14 protein-coding genes are annotated in these 21,995 nt (G+C 71.3%); 9 read left to right on the top strand and 5 right to left on the bottom strand.

The annotated features are described in order from the left end of the window. The first annotated feature begins 13 nt into the window (after positions 1–13). A complete protein-coding gene (locus tag ACIREO_RS05860; protein WP_404105543.1) occupies positions 14–1,519 on the top strand; it encodes a GAF domain-containing protein in 1,506 nt (501 codons plus the stop codon). Here the strand turns inward: ACIREO_RS05860 and ACIREO_RS05855 are convergent. After that, positions 1,497–1,928 (bottom strand): Lrp/AsnC family transcriptional regulator, encoded by a 432-nt coding sequence (locus ACIREO_RS05855; protein WP_404105540.1) that lies wholly within the window; start codon positions 1,926–1,928, stop codon positions 1,497–1,499. The two genes, ACIREO_RS05860 and ACIREO_RS05855, sit on opposite strands and share 23 nt — an antisense overlap. A gap of 161 nt (positions 1,929–2,089) precedes the next feature. Here ACIREO_RS05855 and ACIREO_RS05850 point away from each other — a divergent pair, with 161 nt between their 5' ends. From ACIREO_RS05850 to ACIREO_RS05835, 4 genes are all read left to right on the top strand, one after another. Further along, positions 2,090–3,301 carry a nitrate/nitrite transporter gene (locus tag ACIREO_RS05850; RefSeq protein WP_404105537.1) on the top strand — a complete coding sequence of 404 codons (1,212 nt, stop codon included), beginning with the start codon at positions 2,090–2,092 and terminating at the stop codon, positions 3,299–3,301. Positions 3,302–3,344: 43 nt separating this feature from the next. Beyond that, complete coding sequence (locus ACIREO_RS05845; protein ID WP_404105534.1) at positions 3,345–4,802, top strand: acyl-CoA synthetase; 1,458 nt, start codon at positions 3,345–3,347, stop codon at positions 4,800–4,802. Between the two features lie 16 nt (positions 4,803–4,818). After that, positions 4,819–6,159, top strand: coding sequence for a carboxyl transferase domain-containing protein (locus ACIREO_RS05840; protein WP_404105757.1), 1,341 nt, complete (start codon positions 4,819–4,821; stop codon positions 6,157–6,159). Between the two features lie 81 nt (positions 6,160–6,240). Then, the gene (locus ACIREO_RS05835; RefSeq protein WP_404105530.1) at positions 6,241–7,029 is read left to right on the top strand and encodes a VOC family protein; all 789 of its coding nucleotides are present in this window, start codon (positions 6,241–6,243) and stop codon (positions 7,027–7,029) included. 20 nt (positions 7,030–7,049) lie between these two features. Here the strand turns inward: ACIREO_RS05835 and ACIREO_RS05830 are convergent, their stop codons facing one another. Further along, on the bottom strand, positions 7,050–8,318 hold the full coding sequence (locus tag ACIREO_RS05830) for an MFS transporter (RefSeq protein ID WP_404105527.1): 1,269 nt from the start codon (positions 8,316–8,318) through the stop codon (positions 7,050–7,052). A 101-nt stretch (positions 8,319–8,419) separates the two neighbouring features. Here ACIREO_RS05830 and ACIREO_RS05825 point away from each other — a divergent pair, with 101 nt between their 5' ends. Together ACIREO_RS05825 and ACIREO_RS05820 are read left to right on the top strand one after the other, a co-directional pair. Continuing rightward, positions 8,420–10,843 carry a GH92 family glycosyl hydrolase gene (locus ACIREO_RS05825; protein WP_404105524.1) on the top strand — a complete coding sequence of 808 codons (2,424 nt, stop codon included), beginning with the start codon at positions 8,420–8,422 and terminating at the stop codon, positions 10,841–10,843. Positions 10,844–11,364: 521 nt separating this feature from the next. Continuing rightward, complete coding sequence (locus ACIREO_RS05820) at positions 11,365–12,903, top strand: PQQ-dependent sugar dehydrogenase (protein ID WP_404105521.1); 1,539 nt, start codon at positions 11,365–11,367, stop codon at positions 12,901–12,903. Positions 12,904–12,969: 66 nt separating this feature from the next. Here ACIREO_RS05820 and ACIREO_RS05815 read toward each other — a convergent pair whose 3' ends face one another. The 3 genes from ACIREO_RS05815 to ACIREO_RS05805 all read right to left on the bottom strand — a co-directional run bounded on the left by ACIREO_RS05815 (position 12,970) and on the right by ACIREO_RS05805 (position 18,603). Then, on the bottom strand, positions 12,970–13,593 hold the full coding sequence (locus ACIREO_RS05815) for a DUF6461 domain-containing protein (protein ID WP_404105519.1): 624 nt from the start codon (positions 13,591–13,593) through the stop codon (positions 12,970–12,972). A gap of 141 nt (positions 13,594–13,734) precedes the next feature. Beyond that, positions 13,735–15,147, bottom strand: a complete 1,413-nt coding sequence (locus ACIREO_RS05810; RefSeq protein ID WP_404105516.1) for a hypothetical protein — start codon at positions 15,145–15,147, stop codon at positions 13,735–13,737. A 96-nt stretch (positions 15,148–15,243) separates the two neighbouring features. Continuing rightward, positions 15,244–18,603 (bottom strand): ALF repeat-containing protein, encoded by a 3,360-nt coding sequence (locus ACIREO_RS05805; protein WP_404105513.1) that lies wholly within the window; start codon positions 18,601–18,603, stop codon positions 15,244–15,246. A 609-nt stretch (positions 18,604–19,212) separates the two neighbouring features. Here ACIREO_RS05805 and ACIREO_RS05800 point away from each other — a divergent pair. Then, positions 19,213–19,710 carry a hypothetical protein gene (locus tag ACIREO_RS05800; RefSeq protein ID WP_404105510.1) on the top strand — a complete coding sequence of 166 codons (498 nt, stop codon included), beginning with the start codon at positions 19,213–19,215 and terminating at the stop codon, positions 19,708–19,710. 134 nt (positions 19,711–19,844) lie between these two features. Then, entirely contained in the window at positions 19,845–21,947 is a 2,103-nt protein-coding gene (locus ACIREO_RS05795; RefSeq protein ID WP_404105507.1) for a trypsin-like serine protease, read from the top strand. Positions 21,948–21,995 lie beyond the last annotated feature (48 nt).

Below are 21,995 nucleotides of genomic sequence, written 5' to 3'. Positions count from 1 at the left end.
GGCGGGCTCGCCGGTGGCCGGGACGGATCTCGACCTGCGGACCACCCTCCAGCACATCGTGGACACCGCCACGGCGCTGGCCGGGGCGCGCTACGGCGCCCTGGCCCTCCTCCACGGGGAGGACCGCCATGTCACCGACCTGTTCACCACCGGCCTGTCCGACAGCGAACGCCACACCGCGAGCCCGCTCCTGGACGGGCGTACAGGAGTCCTCGGAACCCTCGTGGACGACACACAGGCCGTGGGCGTCGACGACCTGACGGCAGGCCCGCACCCCCGCGCACTGCCGGAACCGCTCCTCCCGATGCGCTCCTTCCTCGGCGCGCCCGTCCGGCTGCACACCGAGGTGCTCGGCAGTCTCTGCCTCACCGCCGAGGGCCCGGGGCGCTTCACTGACACCGAGTCGGCGCTGGTGCGGCTGCTCGCCTCGCAGGCCGCCGCGGCGATCAGTGGCGCCCACCTGTACGAGGCCGCCCGGCAGCGGGAGCACTGGATCGAGGGAGCGGCGGCCGTCACCCGGGCGCTGCTGACCGGGGCGGGCACGACGGACGCCCTGACGACCGTCGCCGAGCGGGCCAGGGTGCTGGCCGGTGCGGCGGCCGGAGTGATCCTCCTGCCGACCTCGGGCGGCGGGATGGAGATCGTCGCCGCCTCCACCCTCGACGATCCGGCCGGCCTCGTCGGCACGGCCATCGAACCGGGCTCCCCCGTCCTCGTCCAGCTGCTGGGCGGCGAGGAGGTCTTCATCGAGGACTCCGCGACGGACGACCGGATGACCACGCACGTACGGTCCAGGTTCGGCCCCAGCATGATGCTGCCCCTGGAGAACGGGGGCAGGCTCATCGGCACCCTCGCGCTCCCCCGGCGGCGGGGAGAGGCCCCCTACACGGCGCTGGACCGGCAGCTCGCCTCGCAGTTCGCCTCCCAGGCCGCGCTGGCCCTGGTGATGGCCGACGCGCAGCACTACCGGGAACAGCTGGCGGTCTACGAGGACCGCGACCGCATCGCCCGTGATCTGCACGACCTCGTCGTACAACGGCTGTTCGCGACGGAGATGATGCTGGAGTCGACCCGCCGCAAGGACCTGGCGGGCGACACCGGGACGGCCGAGCTGCTCGGACACGCGGTCGACGAGCTGGACTCCACGATCCAGGAGGTCAGGACCGCGATCTTCGCGCTCCAGCAGCCGCCGGCCGAGGCCCCCACGACCTTCCGCGGCCGGATCCTCCGTGAGACGGGCGGCGCGGCCGCGGTGCTCGGCTTCCAGCCGTCTGTGCAGTTCACCGGCGCGGTGGACGCCCTGGTGACGGAGCCGGTGGACGGCGAACTGCTCGACGTGCTGCGCGGGGCGCTCGCCGCCGCGCACCGGCGGGCGGGGGTGTCGGCCGTCGAGGTGGAGGTGGACGCGACGGCGCGGCTGCCGGACGGGCGTGCGGCGGTGCGGCTGATGGTCGCGGACGACGGGCGTGGCGAGGGCGGCGAGAGGTCGCCGACGGTTACCTGGACGGCGCCGCTCTGAGGGCGACCCGGGTGTTGGAGTGCGCGACGCCCGCGTCCTTCTTCAGCCGGCGCAACAGCGCGTCCAGCGAGCCGGGGTCGGCTGCCGTGGCGCGTACGAGGTAGTCGTGGGGGCCTGTCACATGCACCACCTCGGTGATGCCGGGCAGGGTGAGCACCGAGCGTTCGAACTCCTCGTTCGTCGTGTCGAGACGCAGTGACACGTCGATGAAGACGACGAGGCCGGAACGGGTGTCGGCGGCCGGGTCGACGATGACCGTGAAGCCGCGGATCACCCCGTCGCGGCGCATGTGGCGTACACGGTCGCCCGCCGCGTTGGCGCTGAGGCCCACGCGTACGCCCAGATCGCGGTACGAGATCCGGGCGTCCTCCTGGAGAATGCCGAGGATCTCTCTGTCCAGCCGGTCCATACCGGTGATTGTCTCAGCCCGGGGCGGGAAACGGCGGGCGAGAGGCCGCTCCACGAGCCGTGGAGAGGCCCTCCGCCCATGGGGCGTCTGCCGTGCGAGGCCCTTACCCGGATGGCCCAGCCCGCCGTGCCACGCACTCCCCCGCGCCCTTGACTTGCGGTGTGGAGACAACCGCCAAGCAGGCCCCCGCCCCGGACCGGAGACAGTCCGCCGCCGCCTACCGGAACCTGATCGTGGCCACGATCGGATTCACGCTCACCTTCTGGGCGTGGAACCTGATCTCGCCGTTGTCCGGTGACTTCAAGGAACGGCTCGGTCTGAGCTCCTTCCAGCAGTCGCTGCTGGTGGCGGTGCCCGTGCTCGTCGGTTCGCTCGGCCGGATCCCGGCGGGCGCGCTGACCGACAAGTTCGGCGCCAGGCTGATGTTCCCGGCCGTCTCGGCCCTGACCATCGTCCCGGTGCTGCTGCTCATCCCGGCGAAGGACTCCTACGGGGCGATGCTGGCCGTCGGCTTCCTGCTCGGCCTCGGCGGCACGACGTTCGCGATCGGTATCCCCCTGGTCAACTCGTGGTTCCCGCCCGCGGAACGGGGGCTCGCGCTCGGGGTGTTCGGGATGGGCATGGGCGGCGTCGCGCTGTCCGGCTACTTCACGCCGAGGATCGCCAAGCACAGCGAGGACCTGCCGTTCTGGATCGTCGCCGGCGCGCTGCTGGTCTACTCGCTGCTCGCGGCGGTCCTCATCACCGACCACCCGGGGCGCAAGGTGCCCACGGACTCCCTGGCCCACCGGCTGGGCGAGGCGGGCCGGCTGAGGGTGACCTGGGAACTGTCCGCGCTGTACGCGATCGGCTTCGGCGGCATCGTCGCGTTCGGGGTGTACCTGCCGACGTATCTGAAGACCTGGTACGAGATGTCACCGACCGAGGCGGGCACCAAGGCGGCGGGATTCGCACTGGTCACCGTCATCTTCCGGCCGGTCGGCGGCTGGCTGTCGGACCGCGTGCACCCCGCCCTGGTCACGGCCGGGGCTCTGCTGCTGGCGGCACTGATGGCCATCGTCCAGGCCTTCGACCCCGGCCTGGATCCGCTCGGCACGATCGCGCTGCTCTGCATGGCGGCCGGCCTCGGCACCGCGAGCGGCAGCGTCTTCGCCCTGGTCTCACAGGTGACACCGCAGGCCGAGGTGGGCAGCGTGACCGGCATCGTCGGCGCGATGGGCGGGCTCGGCGGGTTCGTACCGCCGCTGGTCATGGGCGCGATCTACAGCGCGAAGGACTCGTACTCGATCGGCTTCATGCTGCTCTCCGACCTGGCGCTGGCGGGCTCCGTGTACGCCTACGGCCGGATGCGGACCATCCGGCGGGAGGGCTGACGGCCTCTTCGGGAGTGCGTGGATACGGCCTAGGCTTCGCCGGGTGACCTCTCTTCTGCCCGCGTTGCGCGGAGCGTCCGGCCGGACGGACTCCCCCGAGGCTGTCCGGTTCGGCGAACACGTCCTGACCTACGCACAGTTGGACGAGGCGTCCGCGTCACTCGCCGCCCGGATCTCCGGAGCGGGACGCGTCGCCGTCTGGGCCACGGCCACCCCGGAGACGGTGGTCGCCGTCGTCGCGGCACTCCGGGCGGGGGTGCCCGCCGTGCCGCTCAACCCGAAGACCGGCGAGCGGGAACTCGCCCACATCGTCGCCGACAGCGCGCCCTCGACGGTGCTGGCCCGGGCCGACGACGTACTGCCGCCGGCACTGGGCGGGCTGGAGCGGCTCGATGTCGACACAGCTGCCCGCTCGCGGGAAATTGACCTCCCGGAGCTCTCCGTGGAATCCCCGGCCCTGATCGTCTACACCTCCGGCACGACGGGTCCGCCCAAGGGCGCCGTCCTGCCCCGCCGGGCGATCGCGGCGACGCTGGACGCGCTGGAGGACGCGTGGGGGTGGACCGGCGAGGACGTCCTCGTCCACGCCCTGCCGCTGTTCCATGTGCACGGGCTGATCCTGGGCGTCCTCGGACCGCTGCGCCGGGGCGGCTCCGTGCGTCACCTCGGCCGGTTCACCGCGGAAGGCGTGGCGCGGGAGCTGCTCTCCGGGGGAACGATGCTGTTCGGTGTGCCCACGATGTACCACCGGCTGGCCGGCGCGCTGGAGGGTCACGCCGGGCCGGGGACCCTCGCGAAGGCCCTGGCCGGCGCCCGGCTGCTGGTATCGGGATCCGCCGCGCTGCCGGTCCACGACCAGGAACGGATCGCCGCCGCCACCGGCCGCGGGGTCATCGAGCGGTACGGGATGACGGAGACCCTGATGAACACGGGCGTACGGGCCGACGGCGCACCGCGCGCCGGGACGGTCGGGGCGCCGCTGCCGGGCGTGGAGCTCAGGCTCGTCGAGGAGGACGGCACGGTGCTCCAGGACATGGCGTCCATCGGCGAGATCCAGGTGCGCGGCCCGAACCTCTTCACCGGCTATCTGAACCGGCCGGACGCCACGGCGGCCGCCTTCACCGAGGACGGCTTCTTCCGTACGGGCGACATGGCCACGGTCGACCCCGACGGCTACGTGAGGATCGTCGGGCGCAAGGCCACCGATCTCATCAAGAGCGGCGGCTACAAGATCGGTGCGGGCGAGATCGAGAACGCCCTGCTCGACCATCCCGGCGTGCGGGAGGCGGCCGTCACCGGGGAGCCCGACGTGGACCTCGGTGAGCGGATCGTCGCCTGGGTGGTGCCGTACGACCCCGGATCGCCTCCCGGAGAGCAGGAGCTGGCGGACCATGTCGCCGGCCTGCTGGCACCGCACAAGCGCCCGCGCGTCGTCCGCTACCTCGACGTGCTGCCCCGGAACGAGCTGGGCAAGATCATGAAGAGGTCACTCGGTGTCTGACTCCGTACGCACACGCATGTCGGCGCGGGAGGCGATCGGGGCCGTCGCCGTCGCCGGGAGCTTCACGGAACACCGCGCGGCCGCCCGCCCCGTATCCCCGGACGGCCCGCTCGGCTGGAGCGGTTACGCGGAGTCCAGGGCGCGTGCCTCGGAGCGGACCGGTGAGGAGGAGTCCGTGCTGTACGGGACGGCTGTCGTCGGCGACCGGGAGTGCGTGCTGGTCTCGTTCGAATTCGGCTTCCTGGGCGGCTCGTTGGGCGCTCGCACCGGGGACCGCCTGGAGGCCGCGTACGCCCTGGCGGGTGAGCGGCGGCTGCCGCTCGTCTCACTCGTGGCCACCGGGGGCAGCCGGATGCAGGAGGGCATGATCGCGCTGATACAGCTTCAGCGGGTCGCCCGCGCGTCCACACGGCTGAGGGCCGAGGGGCTGGCGCAGATCGCGGTGCTGCGGGATCCGACGACCGGGGGCGGCTGGGCCACCGTGGGGGCCGGCTCCGACGTGGTGCTGGCGCTGCCCGGGGCGCAGATCGGGTTCGCGGGTTCCCGGGTGCGGCCCGCCGGCGCGGATCCGTACGCGTACACCGCCGAGGGTCAGCTCGCGGCGGGCCAGGTCGACGCGGTCGTCACGCCCGGGGAGCTGCCCGGGACGCTGGGCCGCTGGCTGGCCGTGCTGACCGTCACCGGGCCGGTGCGGGCCGCTCCGGTGCCGGGCGCGCTGTCGTCCGCGGGACTTCCGGAGACCGGCTGGGAGGCGGTGGAGCAGGCACGGGCGGCGGCGCGGCCACGGGCCGAGGCCTATCTGGACGCGTATTTCGAGGACCGGCTGCCGTTGAGCGGCGACCGGTGCGGCGGCAGGGACCCGGGGCTGCTCTGCGGGGTGGGCCTGCACGCAGGGCGGCCCGTCGCGTACGCCGCCCAGTGCGGCACCGCGACCCGCCCTGCGGGCTACCGCACGGCGGCCCGGCTGATCCGGCTCGCGGACCGGCTCGGCCTCCCCGTGCTGACCCTGGTCGACACCCCTGGCGCCGCCAACGACGCGGAGGCGGAACGGGCGGGTGCGGGCGCCGCCATCGCCGACGCCTTCGCGGCGGTCGCCGGCGCCCGGGTCCCCGTGACGACGCTGGTGATCGGCGAGGGCGGATCCGGCGGCGCGCTGGCCCTGGCGGCCCCGGACAACACCCATGTCACGGCGGACAGTTACTTCTCGGTGATCGCACCCGAACTGGCGGCGGCCATCCTGAAGCGCGGCCCGGAGGAGGTGAGGTCCACCGCCGACCAGCTCCGGCTTCGCCCCCAGGACCTGGTGGAGCTCGGGGTCGCCCGCTCGGTGGTCGGCGCCCCCGGGCCCGAGCACTGAGACGCGTTCGGCGCGCCGCTCGGGCGGGGCTTGGTTAGCGTGACGGGAGGACCATCCGTCGAGCGAAGAAAGGTCCGAGTCATGGCCGCAGAATCCGAGGGCACTCCCTGCTGGGCCGACGGCACGTTCGGCGACCTGGAAGGGGCGAAGCGCTTCTACGGTGAGCTCCTGGGGTGGACGTACGGCGACTCGATGCCGGAGTACGGCAACTACACCCAGGCCTACGTGGACGGCAAGGCGGTCGCCGCGCTGTCGCCGCCCATGCCCGGCCAGGAGGTGCCGCCCGCCTGGTGCCTGTACATGGCGTCGCCGGACGCCACCGCCACCGCCGCGAAGATCCGCGAGCACGGGGGCGAGGTGCTGGTCGAGCCGATGCGGGTCGGCGACTTCGGGACGATGGTGCTGGCCGCCGACCCCGGCGGGGCGGCCTTCGGGGTGTGGCAGGCGGACAGCCATGAGGGGTTCGAGGCGCGGGCGGTGCCCGGCGCCTACGCCTGGGCGGAGATCTTCACCCGGGAGCCGGCGAAGGCGGACGCCTTCTTCCCTGCCGTCTTCGGGTACGGCGTGAAACACCTGGACGACGCCTCGATCGACTTCTCGCTCTACGACCTGGGTGCCGACCCGGTACTCGGCCGGATGAAGATGGGAGAGGAGTTCCCGTCCCAGGTGCCGGCCCATCTGAACGTGTACTTCACCGTCGCCGACTGCGACGCGGCGGTGGAGAAGGCGAAGTCGCTGGGGGCGGAGCTCCGGTTCGGCCCGATGACCATCCCGTTCGGCCGGTTCGCGTCCCTGACGGACCCGCAGGGCGCGGTTTTCTCGGTGTTCGACCCCACGACGACGGGCGGCGGGATGCCGGACGTCTCCTGACCGGCCCCGGCCCCCGGCCCCTACGGCTGCGGATCGCGTGCGTCGTACCGGGCGAAGCCGCGCCAGCGCAGCCCCAGCAGGCACACCACCAGCACGCATGCGATGCCGCCGCCGGTCACCGCCACGGCCGGCGATGTCAGATCGGCGACGGAACCGGCCACGAGATCGCCGAGCCGGGGGCCGCCCGCGACGACGACGATGAACACGCCCTGAAGCCGGCCCCGCATGTCGTCCGGCACCGCCGCCTGGAGCATGGTGTTGCGGAAGACCATGGATATGGAGTCGGCGCACCCGGCGAGCGCGAGAAGGACCAGCCCGGGCCAGAGCTGCCGGGTGAGCCCGAACACGGCGATGGCTCCGCCCCAGCAGGCGACGGCGATCAGCACCGCGAGCCCGTGCCGGCGGATGCGCCCCAGCCACCCGGAGAAGATGCTGCCGAGCAGTGCGCCCAGCGCCGGGGCCGCGACCAGCAGTCCGGTGGTCTTCGCGTCGCCACCGAACCAGACCACGGCGACCACCGGGAAGAGGGCGCGGGGGTGGGCGAGCACCATGGCGCTCAGGTCGCTGAAGAAGGTCATCCGAAGGTTGGGCCGGGTGCCGAGGAAACGCAGACCGTCCATGACGGACGCCCGCTTGGCGCCCTTCTCCCCCTCCGCCCGGTCGGGCAGCATCGAGGGCAGCCGCCACATCGCGTAGAGCGAGGCGGTGAAGGTGACGGCGTCGACGGTGTACGCCGCCCGGTAGCCCCACCAGCCGACGATGAGGCCGCCGAGCATCGGGCCGGCCAGGCCGCCGGTGGTGGATGTCATGGCGTTGAGCGCGTTGGCGGCGGGCAGCTGTCCGGCCGGGAGCAGCCGGGCGATCATCGAGCTCCGGGCCGGGGAGTTGAGCGCGAAGCAGACGGCCTGGAGGGCGACGACCGCGTAGAGCAGACCTATGTGCTCGACACCGGCGAAGGTCACCACTGCCAGCACGAGGGAGAGCAGGAACGACCCGGTCGCGCTGAAGAGCCCCAGCTTGCGCCGGTCGACGGTGTCGGCGACGGCCCCGCTGTACAGCCCGAGGAGCACCAGCGGAACGAGTGAACAGAGGCCGATCAGCCCGACGGAGAACGCGGACCCGGTGATGTCGTAGACCTGGAGGGAGACGGCCAGCGCCGTCATGCCCTGCCCGATCCAGGAAACGGTGTTCCCGAACCAGAGCCGCCTGTAGTCGGGGGACGAACGCAGGGGCGTCAGGTCGGCGAGTATGCGGGTGCGGGATACACCTTGTTCGGCTGTTTCGGTCACAGGGGATGGTAACGAGCCCTCGCGGCGGATGCTTCGGCCCGGTCCCGTCCGGGCCCGGCACCCGGGCAGCCGAAGTGGCAACGATGGGTTGACGGAACAGCGTGGCAACGGCAAAGATCGTCGAGCTCGAAATTGACAACGTTGTCTACGAGAGGATCGCGATGAGAGCGTTGCAGCGCGTGTTCACCACCTTGTTGGTCACCGCCACCGTGGCCGCGGCTTCCGTCACCTCCGGCGTCGCCTACGCCAAGGAGCAGGGACCGAAGTTCGCCGATGACCCCACCACTCTTGTCGACACATCGATAGGCAACAACGGGGACGGGACGACCTTCCCGGGCGCCACCGCCCCGTTCGGCATGGTGCAGCTGAGCCCCGACACACAGCTGAACAAGTACGCCTCCTACGACTACGCGCAGGACACCATCCTCGGCTTCAGCCACACCCACCTCTCGGGTGTCGGCTGTCAGACGATGGGCAACTTCCGGTTCATGCCGACCACCGGTGCGGTCACGTCGTCCGACCCGGCCCAGTACGGCGCGAAGTTCAGCCATGACAACGAGACCCGCGCGCCGGGCTACTACGGCGTGAAGTTTGACAACGACATCCAGGCCGAACTCAGTGCGACCGAGCGCACCGGCCAGCACCGCTACACCTTCCCCGCCGGGGCGACATCGCAGAACGTCCTCATCGAGAGCGGCCAGAGCAACGGCAGCACCTATGCCGGCGACATCAAGGTGGTCGGTGACGACACCGTGGAGGGCTGGCTCCAGGGAGGCAACTTCTGCGGTGAGACCGGCAAGGAGCGTTACCGGATCTACTTCAGCGCCAAGTTCGACCGTACGTTCTCGAAGTTCGGCACCTGGTCCGACGACACCCTCACCCCGAACCGGCGCGAGGCGACACGCGGCACCGAGCGCGCCGGCGCCTGGTTGTCGTTCGACCCGTCCGATGGCGACCAGGTCGGTGCCTCGGTGGGCCTCTCCTACACCTCGGCCGACGGCGCGCGCCTCAACCGCAGGACCGAGCAGCCGCGCTCGTTCGACAAGGCGCGCACCGGCGCGCACGACGCCTGGCAGGACGAGCTGAACCGCATGCGCGTGGCCGGTGGCAGCACCGCCGACCAGCGCACCTACTACAGCGCGCTCTACCGCTCGCTGCTGCACCCGTCGATCGGGTCCGACGTCGACAACCGTTACCGCGGCTTCGACGACAAGGTGCACCGCGCGGATTCCACGTACTACCAGATGTTCTCGCTCTGGGACACCTACCGCTCGCAGAACCAGCTGGTGGCCCTGCTCAACCCGGACAAGGCCGCGGACATGGCCAAGTCCGTGCTGCGCGTCTACAAGGACGGCGGCTGGCTGCCGCGCTGGGGCCTCGGCAACGGCGAGACCAACGTGATGAGCGGCGATCCCGTCACCCCGTGGGTCGTCGACATCTACAACCGGGGCCTGCTCGACGACCGCACCTCGCGACAGCTCTTCGAAGCACTCTGGAAGAACGTCAACGAAGTCCCCTCGGACCAGTCGGCCTTCCGCGGCCGTGACGGCAACCCGACGTACGTGAAGAACGGCTGGGTCGGCTACCAGGACCTGCCCGGTTACACGTACGGCGACAGCCGCCAGGCGGGCTCGGCCACGCTCGAGTATTCGCTCGCCGACTGCGCGCTGTCCACGATGGCCGACGGCCTCGGCTACAAGGACAAGGCCGCGGCGCTCGCCCCGCGATGCGACAACTTCACCAAGCTCTGGGACGACGACGTCACGTCGCAGGGCTTCTCGGGGTTCCCTGTCACGAGGAACGCGGACGGCACCGTGGCCGGCGACCCCGACCCCACCCAGTCCGGCGCGTTCCACGAGGGCACCGCATGGCAGTACCAGTGGCTCGCCCAGCAGGACCCCCAGACCCTCTTCGGCCTGATGGGCGGTCAGGAGAAGGCTGAGCAGCGGCTGGACACATTCTTCGACATGCCGACCGTGCTCTCCGATCCGGCGAAGGCCGCTTCGGAGTCGTGGGTGACCGGCGCGTACGACTACCACAACAACTTCGCCTTCAATCCCAACAACGAGCCCGACTTCCACGCGCCGTGGATGTACGCGTGGACCGGCGCACCGTGGAAGACCTCGGCGGTGCTGCGCGCGATGCGGACGCTCTTCACCGACAACGCCTACGGCATGCCCGGCAACGACGACCTCGGCTCCACCTCGTCGCTGCTCGTCTTCGCCATGGCCGGCGTCTTCGAGGCCCAGCCGGGTTCCGCCAACTACATCGTCAGCGCCCCGATGTTCGAGAAGGTCGAGATCCGGCCCGAGCACGGACGCAAGATCAGCATCGAGGCACCGGGCGCGAGCGCGTCGAAGCTCCAGTACGTGTCCTCCGTGGGCACGGACAAGGGCAAGCTGCGCCGCAGCTGGGTCTCTCACGAGGACCTGCTCCGCTCCGGCACGATCAAGGTCAAGCTCTCCGGCAAGCCGACGAACTGGGGCGTCGACGCCGCCCCGCCGGCCCTGGCCCCCCAGGGCTGAGGCCTCGGGGTGCGGCCCCTCCCGCGAGGGGGGCCGCACCCCTACCGATGCGGCGACCGCGCGAGTTCGCGCCGGGCGCCCACTCGCAGCCGTGCGGGAGTTCTTCGGGGTCACGCTGGAACGCATCGCAGACCCCGGCCTGCCCGCCGGATGCCTGGTGGCCCAGTCCGTCATGGCAACGCCCGTGCCGAGTGCGGGCGTTGCCGCGCGCACAGGAGGCGGTCGGTTTCCAGCGCACCCGACTGCGGGCCGCGATGGAGGCCGGTGGGCTGTAGCACCGGGCGGGCGGACGCCCCCGGAGTCGGTTTTTCGCCACCCGGCGCGAAGGTGGCGCAATCACGCGTTGCCGCCCCGTGCCGCGACGCGCAGCCTGGTGCGGGAGCGCTCCCATGCCGCTGAGACCGCGGCCTGGCCGCGCTCGCCCTCCATGGAGCCTCCCCATGGAACCGCCACCGCGTGCAAGCACCATCCATGTGCGAAGACCACCGCTGCGCAAGCGTCCCCTTGTCTGGAGCCGATCTATGTCAAGACGCCGCTGGGCCGGACCCCTCCTGCTGGCCCTCCTGTTGACCGCCCCCCTCTCGTTCCCCGCCACGGCGGATACCGCCGACACCGTGCCGCCCCGGACGGAAGCGGCCCAGGCCGCCTCGGCCGTGCCCCTGCCGTCGCTCAGCGCGACCACCACCCAGGTCGCGTCCGGGCTGAAGCGGCCCACCGCGCTCGTCGCCCCCGACGACGGCACGGACCGGCTGTTCATCACGGAGAAGTCCGGCACGGTCCGCGTCTACGACCCGGACACCGGTCTGGAGGCGACCCCGGTCATCGACATCACGTCGGCCGTGGACGAGTCGGGCAACGAGCGCGGACTGCTCGGCATCGCCCTGCCGCCCGACTTCGCCGAGAGCCAGGACCTGTACCTGGCGTACACGGCACCGCCCGACGGCGCGGTAACCCTCGCCCGCTACCGGCTCGACGAGTCCCGCCTGGAGGTCCTGCTCTCGCAGCCGCACTCCGAGAACAGCAACCACAACGGCGGCCAGCTCGCGTTCGGCCCGGACGGCAATCTGTACTGGAGCATCGGTGACGGCGGCGGCTCCGCGGACCCCCTGCGCTCCGCACAGCATCTGGACACCCTGCTGGGCAAGATCATGCGCATCGACGTGAGCCGGGCCTGCGGCGCCCTCGCCTACTGCGTTCCCGCCGACAACCCCTTCGTGGGCACCTCCGGCGCCCGCGAGGAGATCTGGCTGTACGGGCTGCGCAACCCGTGGCGGTTCTCCTTCGACAGCGCCGACGGCTCGATGTGGATCGGTGACGTCGGCCAGGGCCGGTGGGAGGAGGTCGACCACCTCTCCCCCGGTCAGGGCGGACTGAACCTCGGCTGGTCGTGCTACGAGGGCCTGGAGAAGTTCGACGGCGGCGACTGTGTGTCCGGCGAGACGTACACCGAGCCGGTCTTCACGTACTCGCCGTACACCGGCGGCTGTTCGGTGATCGGCGGCCGCGTCTACCGGGGCCAGGAGTACGCCGGCCTGGTCGGCGGCACGTACATCGCCACGGACTACTGCTCGTCCACGGTCTGGGCGCTGCGACCCGACGGCAGCGGCGGCTACGAGCAGGCCGAGATCGGGGAGATGCCCACCCAGGTGACATCGATCGGCGCGACCGTCGACGGGGAGCTCTACGTGGTCAACGACCTGCCCGGCGGCCTGCACCGGGTGTCGTTCGCGCAGGAGGAACCCACCTGCCGTGTGGACCGCACCGTGACGACCTGGGGCACGGGCACGACGGTCGGCCTCACCGTCACCAACACGGGCAGCACCCCCGTGGACGGCTGGACGCTCGAATTCCCGCTGGCCCTCGGACAGACCGTCGTCTCCGACTGGAACACGGATCTGACCCAGGGAAGCAACACGATCAAGGCGGTCAACTCCCCGCACAACGCCACGATCGCTCCCGGCGCGAGCATCACTCTCGGCTATCTCATCGAACACACGGGAGACGCGTCGTCACCGCCGCGGTTCATGCTCAACGGGGACGCCTGCGCGGTCGGCCACTGAGCCGCCCGGTCACCGTCGCCTCCCGGAGGCGGCGGTGACCCGTCCTGGCGGAGACCGTCTCCTCGATCAGGCCGGCGCCGGCCCCTCGACCGCACCGGCGTCTCCCGGCGGCGCCGTCATCACGTCGTCCTCGGCGAGCGTCAGGCTGGGCCAGGGCCCGTCGAGGGTGGCGTCGTCCAGGGCGATGCCGAGGTGGTCGAGTACGAGCGCCACCACGGGCGCCGTCCCGGCGTCCTCGTCCTCGTGCGCGGCCAGCACCGCTTCCACCCGGTCCCACCAGGGCGCGGTCTGTTCGGGCCGGGTGTACTCCATGCCGGGCTCGAAGTGCTCGGCACACTCACCGTCGCGCCAGTACTGGAAGATGCTCATGCCGTCGGTGGTCGCCACGCTGTACGTCTCGGTGTCACGGGAGAGCTCTGCGAGCGATTCCTCCCAGGTACCGATGGAGCCGTCCTCCTCGACGCAGAAGGTCCATTCACCGAGCCTGCCGGCCCGCAGCAGCGAGACCGTCCCGTCGGCGGCGTCGCCCGGGAGAAGGTCCGAGGCCGCGTCCCCGTCGAGCAGGCGCGCCCGGCCCGGATCGGCCCCGTACCGGGTGAACACCTCCTCGGGGCTCAGGCCGCGGGTGAAGGTGACACACATCCAGGCCGTCGCCCAGCGGAGCGAACGCACATCCGCGCCTGCTTCCATATCCTGCCTCCGTCGTTCATGTCGGGTACCGGTCTGCCGGGCCCCGGCCGTGCGTGTGCGGCGCGGACGGGGCCCCGGCTCATGTTGCCTGGTTCCAGCCGGTGAACCCGGTCCCGGGTGATCCGCCCGGGCGGATCATCATCAGGCGGTGAACTCGATGCGGAAGCGGTCGCCGTCCACGAGGCGCTGGTACTTGCGCAGGGAGCCGAGGACTCCGCCCGCCGAGTAGTTGGGGCGCCCGGCCACGTGAAGCCGTACGCAGGTCTCCGTCCCCGTGGTCGGCCGGTTGGGCCAGGTCGCCGGGGCGGACCACACCCCGTTCACGACCTGCGGGGTCAGCTCGGCGCACAGGTTGCCGTCCTGGCCGCCCTCCTTCGTGCTGGCGGGCGGGAACTCGTCGCAGGTGTCCTTGTTCTTCTGCGTCGGGTAGAGGTTGGTGAAGGGTGTGCAGGTCGCGGCACGGTTGGTCTTCGCCGTGCTCTGGTTCGCCGCGGTCAGGACGTCGGTGCCCCGGCGCCGCATGATGTCCTCGTAGATCGGTACGACGATCGCGTACTTCGGGTGGGACCGTGAGTAGCTCAGCACCGGGAGGTCGTTGGTCGGTATGACACAGCCACGCAGCTTGGGCTGCTCCGCGTCGCAGCGGATCTCGCCGCCCGTGGGACTCGACCAGGAGGCGTTGGGGTCGAGCGGGGTGGAACCGGGCATCAGCACGTACATCTTGTAGCTCGTCCGGAACGAGGACCGGGTGGTGTTCGCTGCGAATGCGTCACCGCTGTACTTGGTCTTTCCGGTCTTCTCCTGGCCCGGCGTCAGGTTGGGTGTACCGAGCCACGGCTGCTTCGTCGTCGTCTTGCAGCCGGCGTCGCAGCTCACCTCCATCTTCACCCCGAGGCTCTTCACCTCACCGGTCACCCGGACCAGCTTGGCGGTGATCGACTCGTTGAGGTCCAGTGACTTGTAGGAGGTGGCGAGCGTGGAGTCGACCCGGATGAGGCCCGTGCCGACGGGCTTGGCGTACTGGTCGTAGAGCGTGTACGTGATCTCGGCGCCGTTCAGGCACAGGCCGCCGGTGCGGCTCCAGCTCCACATGCCCGGGTTGGTCACCACGCACGCGGGGGCGGGCGGCTCGATGTCGGGGGCATCCGGCTCGAACTCCGGGTCGGTGTCGGGAACATCCGCGTCGTCGTCGCCGGTGCCAGGGTCGTCGGCCGCCGGGACGAGGGCCTTCGTACGGGCCGCCTTGCCGGACGCGCCGTCGACGCTCACACAGGCGGTGACCGCGCTGCGCAGCTTCGCGCGGGCTCCGGCCGGGAGCGGGGAGCACGAGTCCTCGACAGCGAACGCGGTGCCTTGCAAGGTCGCGGCCGGAGCGGCGGGGTCCACCGGAGCGGTGTCCGTGGGGGCAGTTCCGGTCGCGGTGCCGGCGAGGGGCGTACCGGCCGGTGCGGCGTGACCGCCGGAGGCGACCGCGGTGCCGGTCGCGGTCAGGGTCATGGTGAGTGCGAGGGCGGCGAGGACGGGCAGCGCCCGTCCGGTGACTGGTGAGGGCATGTCTTCTCCCGGGTCTGAGTGGAAGAGGGGTGCGCAGCCGGGCCGCCCGGTCACCCGGGCACGAGGGCCTCGGTGACCGGGCGGCGGCTTCCGTGCCTAGAAGAAGCTCTTGACGAGCGAGGAGACCCCGTCGCCCACCTTCGAGATCCCGCTGGCCACGGGCGCGGCGATCTCGGGCACGACCCGCGAGACGCCCGCGCCGATGGCCGCGACGCTCAGGACCGTCTTGCCTGCCGACAGGGCGAACTTCCCGCTGGTGAAGCCGTATTCGATCCCGTTGCAGAGACTGCTGAGGGCCGAGGTGGCCACCGAGACGCCGATGAGCACCCCTGCGATCGCCCCGAGCACGGGCGCGGCGGGCGGGAAGAACGCCGAGGCGATGAGGAGGCCCCCGGCGACGAGGCCGGTGGCCATGCTGGTCACCTCGAAGGCGTCCGCCCACCAGCCCGCATCCGAGTACCACGGGTCGTCCCCGCCGTCGCCGGTGCCGTGCGGGTTGACCTTGTCGTTGTGCTCGTTGTCGGCGGGGTTGTGGTTGTTTTCGCGGTCCTTCTCCGCCTCCTTGGCGGCGTCCTCGGCCGCCTTCGCGATCTCGGCCTGTCGCTTGTCCGAGGCGATCTTCCGGGCCTGGGACGCGGCGTTGGCGGCCGTCTGGGCGTCCTGGCCCGCCTCCAGCGAGGACTGACGCGCCGAGGCCGCGGAGGCGCGGGCCTGGGAGGAGGACCGGAGGGCGCTGCGGGCGGCGTCCACGGCCTTGTTGGCGGAGTAGTTGGCCGAGCGCGAGGCGCTGCGCGCGGTCGCGGCGGCTGCGGAGGCCGAGGCGGCCGAGGCCGCGGCGTCCGCGGCGGACTTGTCGGCGGCATCGGCGTTGCTCTGCGCATCCGCCGCGTAGCCATCCGCCTTGTTCTTTGCCTCGACGGCCTTCCTGCCCCAGTCTTCGGCCTCGTTGGCCGCGTTGTTGGCCAGAGCGGCGGCCTGGGACGCCTTCGCCGCGTCCTGCTGGGCGTGCTGGGCGACCTTCCCGGCGGCGGCGATCGCGGCCCGCATCGCGGCGGAGTGGCTGAGCGAGTCGAAGTCGAGTTGCGCGGCGCGGTACTGCACCGCCTCCACGAAGCGGCGCCGCATCCACGCCGGCCCGGCCATCGCCACGGCGCCGTACGCCTTGGAGTAGTCACCGCCCTGGGCGACGACGGTCATCGTGGTGACGGCGTCGTCCTCCTTGATCGCCTCCGCCAGGTCGTGGTCGAAGAACTTCTGGAGGGCTTCGGGCGTACCGGTGTTGAGCGCGTCGTTGGCCGCCTTGGTGACGGCCTTGCCCGGCTTGCTCGACAGGATGCGCAGGATGCGGACCCGGTTCTCCTCCGAGCCTGACCGGATCATGCCCGAGGTGACGAAGTCCCCGATGGCGGCGGCGCTGCCGTCCGCGAGTGCGGCGGCGGCCGCCGCGGCGACGGCAGGGTCGGAGGTCTGGGCGATGTAGAGAACCGTTTCCCGGTCGTCCTGGCCCTGGGCGAGGAACCGGTCGAGGTCGACCCAGTTCAGTACGTCCATGTCCTCGCCGGCGAGGGCGAACTGCGCCGCCTCGCGGGACCAGTTCCCGCTCGCGCCGAGGAAGTTGACGGAGGCCTTGCGCCCGAGGGTCGTCGCGAGTCCGTAGTCCTCGGCGTTGATGGCCTCGGCGGCCTTGTCGAGCAGGTCCTGTGTCTCCTGCGTGAACCGCTGCTGCTGAAGGCGCTTGCCGGTGTACTCCGACTGCATCTCCGCCTCGGCCGCGGCGAGGGCCCGCGCCTCCTCGATGCCCTGGTCGCGGTTCTGGATGAGGCTGTCGAGTTCCGCCTCGCGCGCCGCCTTCTCGACCTCGACGGCCTCGGCGACGGTCTTGGTGGCGGTGTCGGCGGCCTTCACGGCCTCGGCCGCGTACGCCTTCGACTTGTTGGCGTAGTCACGGGCCTGGCCCGCGTACTTCACGGCCTCCTCGGCCGCGTCGGCCGCCTTGTCCGCGTGTACGGCGGCCGAGTTCGCGGCGTCGCGGGCGGCGCGTGCGGCGGTGGCGGCCCGGTTGGCGAGGGCCTGCGCCGTGGAGGCGGCGTTCGTCGCCTGGCCGGCGGCGGTCGAGGCGATGGCCGCCTGCCGCTTAGCCTCGGCCGCCTGGCTCTGCGCGACCCCGGCGGATGCCGCGGCCTGGGCCGAGGCGGTCGCCGCGGCGGCGGCGTTACGGGCGGCGGACGCGGCCGAGGCACCGGCGGCGGAGGCCTGCGCCGAGGCGGTCGCCGCGCTGTCGGCGGCCTTGGCGGCGGAGCGCGCCTTGGCGGCGGCGTTGCGCGCGGCGACAGCCGCGTCCTTGGCGGCGGCGGTCTTCGTCGCGTCCTTGGAGGCGGCGATGGCGGCGTTGTAGGCACGGGAGGCGGCGCCACCCGCGGAGGCGGCGGCCTGGGAGGCGGCGGTCGCCGCATAGGACGCGCGGCGCGAGGCGGTGATCGCGATCCCGGAGGCGCGGATCGCGGAACGCGCCGCGTCGGCGGCGCCCTTCGCTGCGCCGGCCGCCTTGCGCGCGGCGGCGGCGGACCTGCGGACGTCGTTCTTGGCCTTGTCGGCCTCGGCCGCCGCCTTCTGGGCCGCTTCCTTGGCCTTGTCGGCGGCCGTCTGGGCGCGGGCGGAGGCTTCGACGGCGGCGTCGGTCTTCTGCTGGGCGATCTTGCCCTCGCGTTCGACGACGGCGACCAGCGCCTCGATGGTGGCGCTCTCCTGGTCGCGGGCGCGGGCGATGTGCTGCCCGGTGTCCAGGTACCACTGGATGTCGTCGGCGGTTCCGCTGAGGGCCCGGTTGGCGTACTTCTTCTCTTCGGGTCCGGCGTGGAGCAGGCTGCTGACGATCTCGACCCGCATGTCCTCCAGCCGCGCGGTGTACTGGCCGGAGAGCAGGAAGTTCTCCAGCGGCTCGTCCCCGCTGCCGTCGAGGGCCGCGGAGCCCTCTCGCTTCACGGCCTGTCCGCCGGCCGCCAGGACGGTCAGCGTGGCGACGCGCAGGTCGTCGGAGACGACCGGGGCGAAGCCCTCCTCCACGAATTCCGATATCGCCGAGTCCCCGCCGGAGAGCGCCTCGCTCGCGGCGGCGCGGATGCCCCGCCCGCCGTTGGCGAGATAGCTCAGCACCGCCACGCGGTTGTCCTCCGCCAAGGTGACGGGCAACTCCGTGGTGAGGAAGGTGGTGATGTCGGCGTCGGTCCCGCTCAGCGCGTACTCCGCCGCTGCCCGTACGGCCTTGCCGCCCAGCACCCAGGCCCGTACGGCCTTGGCCCGGTCGGTGTCGGGCAGGCCCAGGGAGTCGGGGGCCTCGTCGTCCCCGTCGGCGGCCCTGGCCAGGGGTGCCAGCATCACGTGCGGCAGGGTTGTCACGGCTGTCGCGGCCGCGAGCGCCCCCACGAATCTGCGTCGGCTCCAGAACGTCGTCTGCATGTCCTCTTCCACCCGTCGGCCCGGCCGGTGACCGGGCTGTCCGCCGGAGGGGGAGATGTGTCACGTCCTGCGACGCAGGCACGGACCGCGCCGACCACACCCGCTTCGCACTTCCCCCGCCGCACAACGCCCCACAGCAGATCAGAAGTTGACCGCAATGGCCAGGATTTGTGAAGTAATTGCCAAGGGATGAAAAGAACTTGATAAGCGCAAGGAAGGAGGCTAAGAGACCCCTTCGCGGCCGTCATGGAACAGCTCCCAGCGCCTCGCGCGACGCCCCGGCGTGCGCCCGAACCGTTTCGCCGCGCAACCGCAAGGTCGCCCATGACCTGCACCGGCAGCACGGGAGGCGCAGCACCGGGCGTACCCGGCGAACACCCCACACGTGCTGGCACCACCAACTCGCCCTGAACCAGGAGAGATGGACGAAGGAAGCCCTACAGCCCCGACGATTGAAGATGATATGAATATTCGGCCCGGCATGTGAAGATGCTCGTCGGGTGGACGCTACGTACTGGGGGGTGCGGTCTCGATCTCTGTCGAGCGGTGCACAACCGCTCTCTCGTACGCGACGTCTCATCGGTCCGGCTACGAGAGGCTGACGAAACCGTGAGAACCCGTTCGTTCATTTCCTTCGCCCTGGCAGCGAGCGCCGTCACCGGGATCTTCCTGGCGGCTGCTCCACTCGCCGGAGCCGAGCCCGGAGCCCCGGTCGCCGCGGCCGACGAGCTGCCGCCGGTGGCCGTGGAGGACTTCGCCTATCCGGGCGCGGACGACATCTTCGCCGAGCGGGGCATCCGCCTGAAGAGCGGCGACGGGCACATCCTGCTCGCCGACTGCGCACCTGGCACCGGGCAGGTCGAGGTCTGGGCCCGCGGCATGGGCACGTTCTGTTTCGAGACCACCGGCAACAGCGGCTTCCTGTCGCTCGAACTTCCGCGGGTCTACGCGGTGGTGGGCAACGACTACAGCCTTCAGGTCGACATGGAGGCCGAGGGCGAGGCGTCGTCCTTCGACGTCGCCAGGAACAGCTGGACGCCTGTCGGCGAGACCGCGGATCCCGAGGCCCGCGACCACACGCTCCTGGAGATCCACTCCACGAAGTAGCCCCGCTCGGGACACCGCCGTCAAGTGGCACCCACGGGTGCCGCTGCGCGCCTTCCACAGGGCTCCGCGGAAGGCTCCTCCGACAGAAAGCAAGATGACACGTGTTTGGTAGACACTCCCGCGCGAGACGCGGCATGACGTTGTTCGCCCTCACCGCCGCCATGGGCGGCACCACCCTCGCGGTACCCGCACAGGCAGTGGTCGGCACCCCTGCCGCCGCGAACAGCTATTCCTTCACCGCGCAACTCGACATAGGCGACGGACGGCGCGCCTGTACCGGCGCCCTGGTCGATCCCCAGTGGATCGTGACCGCCGCCTCCTGTTTCGCCGCCGACCCGCAGGCGCCCACCGACGTCGTCGCCGGGAAGCCCGCCCTGAAGACCGTCGCCACGGTCGGCCGCACCGACCTGACCGCCACCACCGGCGGCCATGTCAGCGAGATCGTGCAGATCGTCCCGCGCGCGGGACGCGACATGGTGATGGCCCGGCTCGCCACCCCCGCCACCGGAGTCGCCCCTGTCGAGCTGGCGACGACACCGCCCGCCGCCGGTGACACGCTGAAGGTCACGGGCTACGGCCGGACCAGGGACGAGTGGGTACCGGACAAGCTCCACGAGGCGGACTTCACGGTGGGCTCCGTCACCGGAGACGCACTGAACATCACCGGCGAGACGGCCGACGACGCGATCTGCATGGGCGACACCGGCGGCCCCGTCCTCCGGGACACCGGCAGCGGCTCGTACGAGCTGGTCGGCGTCAGCAGCCGGTCCTGGCAGGGCGGCTGCTTCGGCACCGAGGAGACCCGCAACGGAGCAGTCGCCTCCCGCGCGGACGGCACGGCCCTCGGCGCCGCACTGCGACCGGGGCAGCGGCTGCTGTCCGGTGACTCGCTGATCTCCAACTCCGCCAAGGCCACGCTCCAGGCGGACGGCAACTTCGTCATCACCTCCAACGCCGGAAAGACCTTGTGGTCCACCGGCACCGGCGGCAACGCCGGCGCCACCGTGAGCCTGGACACAACCGGCAACCTCGTCGTACTCAAGGCCGACGGCACCACCAAGCTGTGGGAGTCCAAGACCTCGGCCCCCGGCGGCTCCGCCGTCCTGACCGACCGCGGCAACTTCGTCGTCCGCACGGACAAGAAGGAGTCCCGCTGGTCCAGCGGGACCGTCATCCGCAACGACTACAACAACGACGGCCGCAGCGACATCGCCGACTGGTACGACTACGCCGACGGCCACGACGCCATGCACCGTTTCATCGCGGGCCCCGACGGCACCTTCCTGCCGCCGGTCACCAGCTGGACCCGGGCGGCCGGCGGCTACACCGCCGACAAGATGAAGTTCCTCACCGGCGACTACAACGGTGACGGCACCGGCGACGTGGCGGCCTTCTACGGCTACACCGACGGCTCGATGGCCCTGCTCACCTGGCTCGGCAAGGGCGACGGCAACTTCGCCGAACCCCTCACCTCCTGGAAGGTGGCGCCCGGCAACTGGACCGCCGCCAACGTGAACCCGCAGAGCGGCGACTTCAACGGTGACGGCCGCGACGACATCTCCGTCTGGTACGACTACTCCGACGGCAGCGACAAGGTGTACACCTTCCTGTCCAGGACCGACGGCGGCTTCGCCAACCCGGTCGCGTCCTTCAGCAGGCCGAAGGACAACTGGTGGGTCGAGAACATGAAGTTCGGCACCGGTGACTACAACGCCGACGGCCGCGACGACCTCGCCGTCCTCTACACCTACAGCGACAAGTCCGCGCGCCTGTTCACCTTCCTCGCCAAGCCCGACGGCGGCTTCGCCGACCCGGTCGCCGGCTGGGAGTCCCCGGTCTGGGGCGACGGCGCCCGCTCCACCGTCAACTCCGGTGACTTCAACGGTGACGGCCGCGACGACGTCTCCGTCTGGTACGACTACGCCGACGGCTCCGACGGTGTCTCCACCTTCCTCTCCGGGACCGACGGCACCTTCAAGACCCGCACCATCACCGCCACCATCCCGGCGGGCAACCTGTGGCGCGAGCACATGAAGGTCGTCGCAGGCGACTACAACGGTGACGGTCGTGACGATCTCGGCTTCATGTACGGCTACGACGCCGGCACGATCCGCATGTTCACCATGACGTCGAAGGCCGACGGCACGTTCAACGGCCACACGGGCAGCTGGGCTTCCACCGGCTCCGCCTGGACCTTCGACCGGGTTCACCTGGTGGAGCGCTACACCCAGCAGTAACCACTCCGCCGCACGCGCGGCCGGGGATCCCCGGCCGCGCGCTTCTCC

It is taken from the genome of Streptomyces sp. NPDC102441, from assembly GCF_044765585.1.
Taxonomy (GTDB): Bacteria; Actinomycetota; Actinomycetes; order Streptomycetales; family Streptomycetaceae; genus Streptomyces.
The sequence above is the reverse complement of the archived record's forward strand: the minus strand, read 5'-3'. Positions and strand labels throughout refer to the sequence as shown.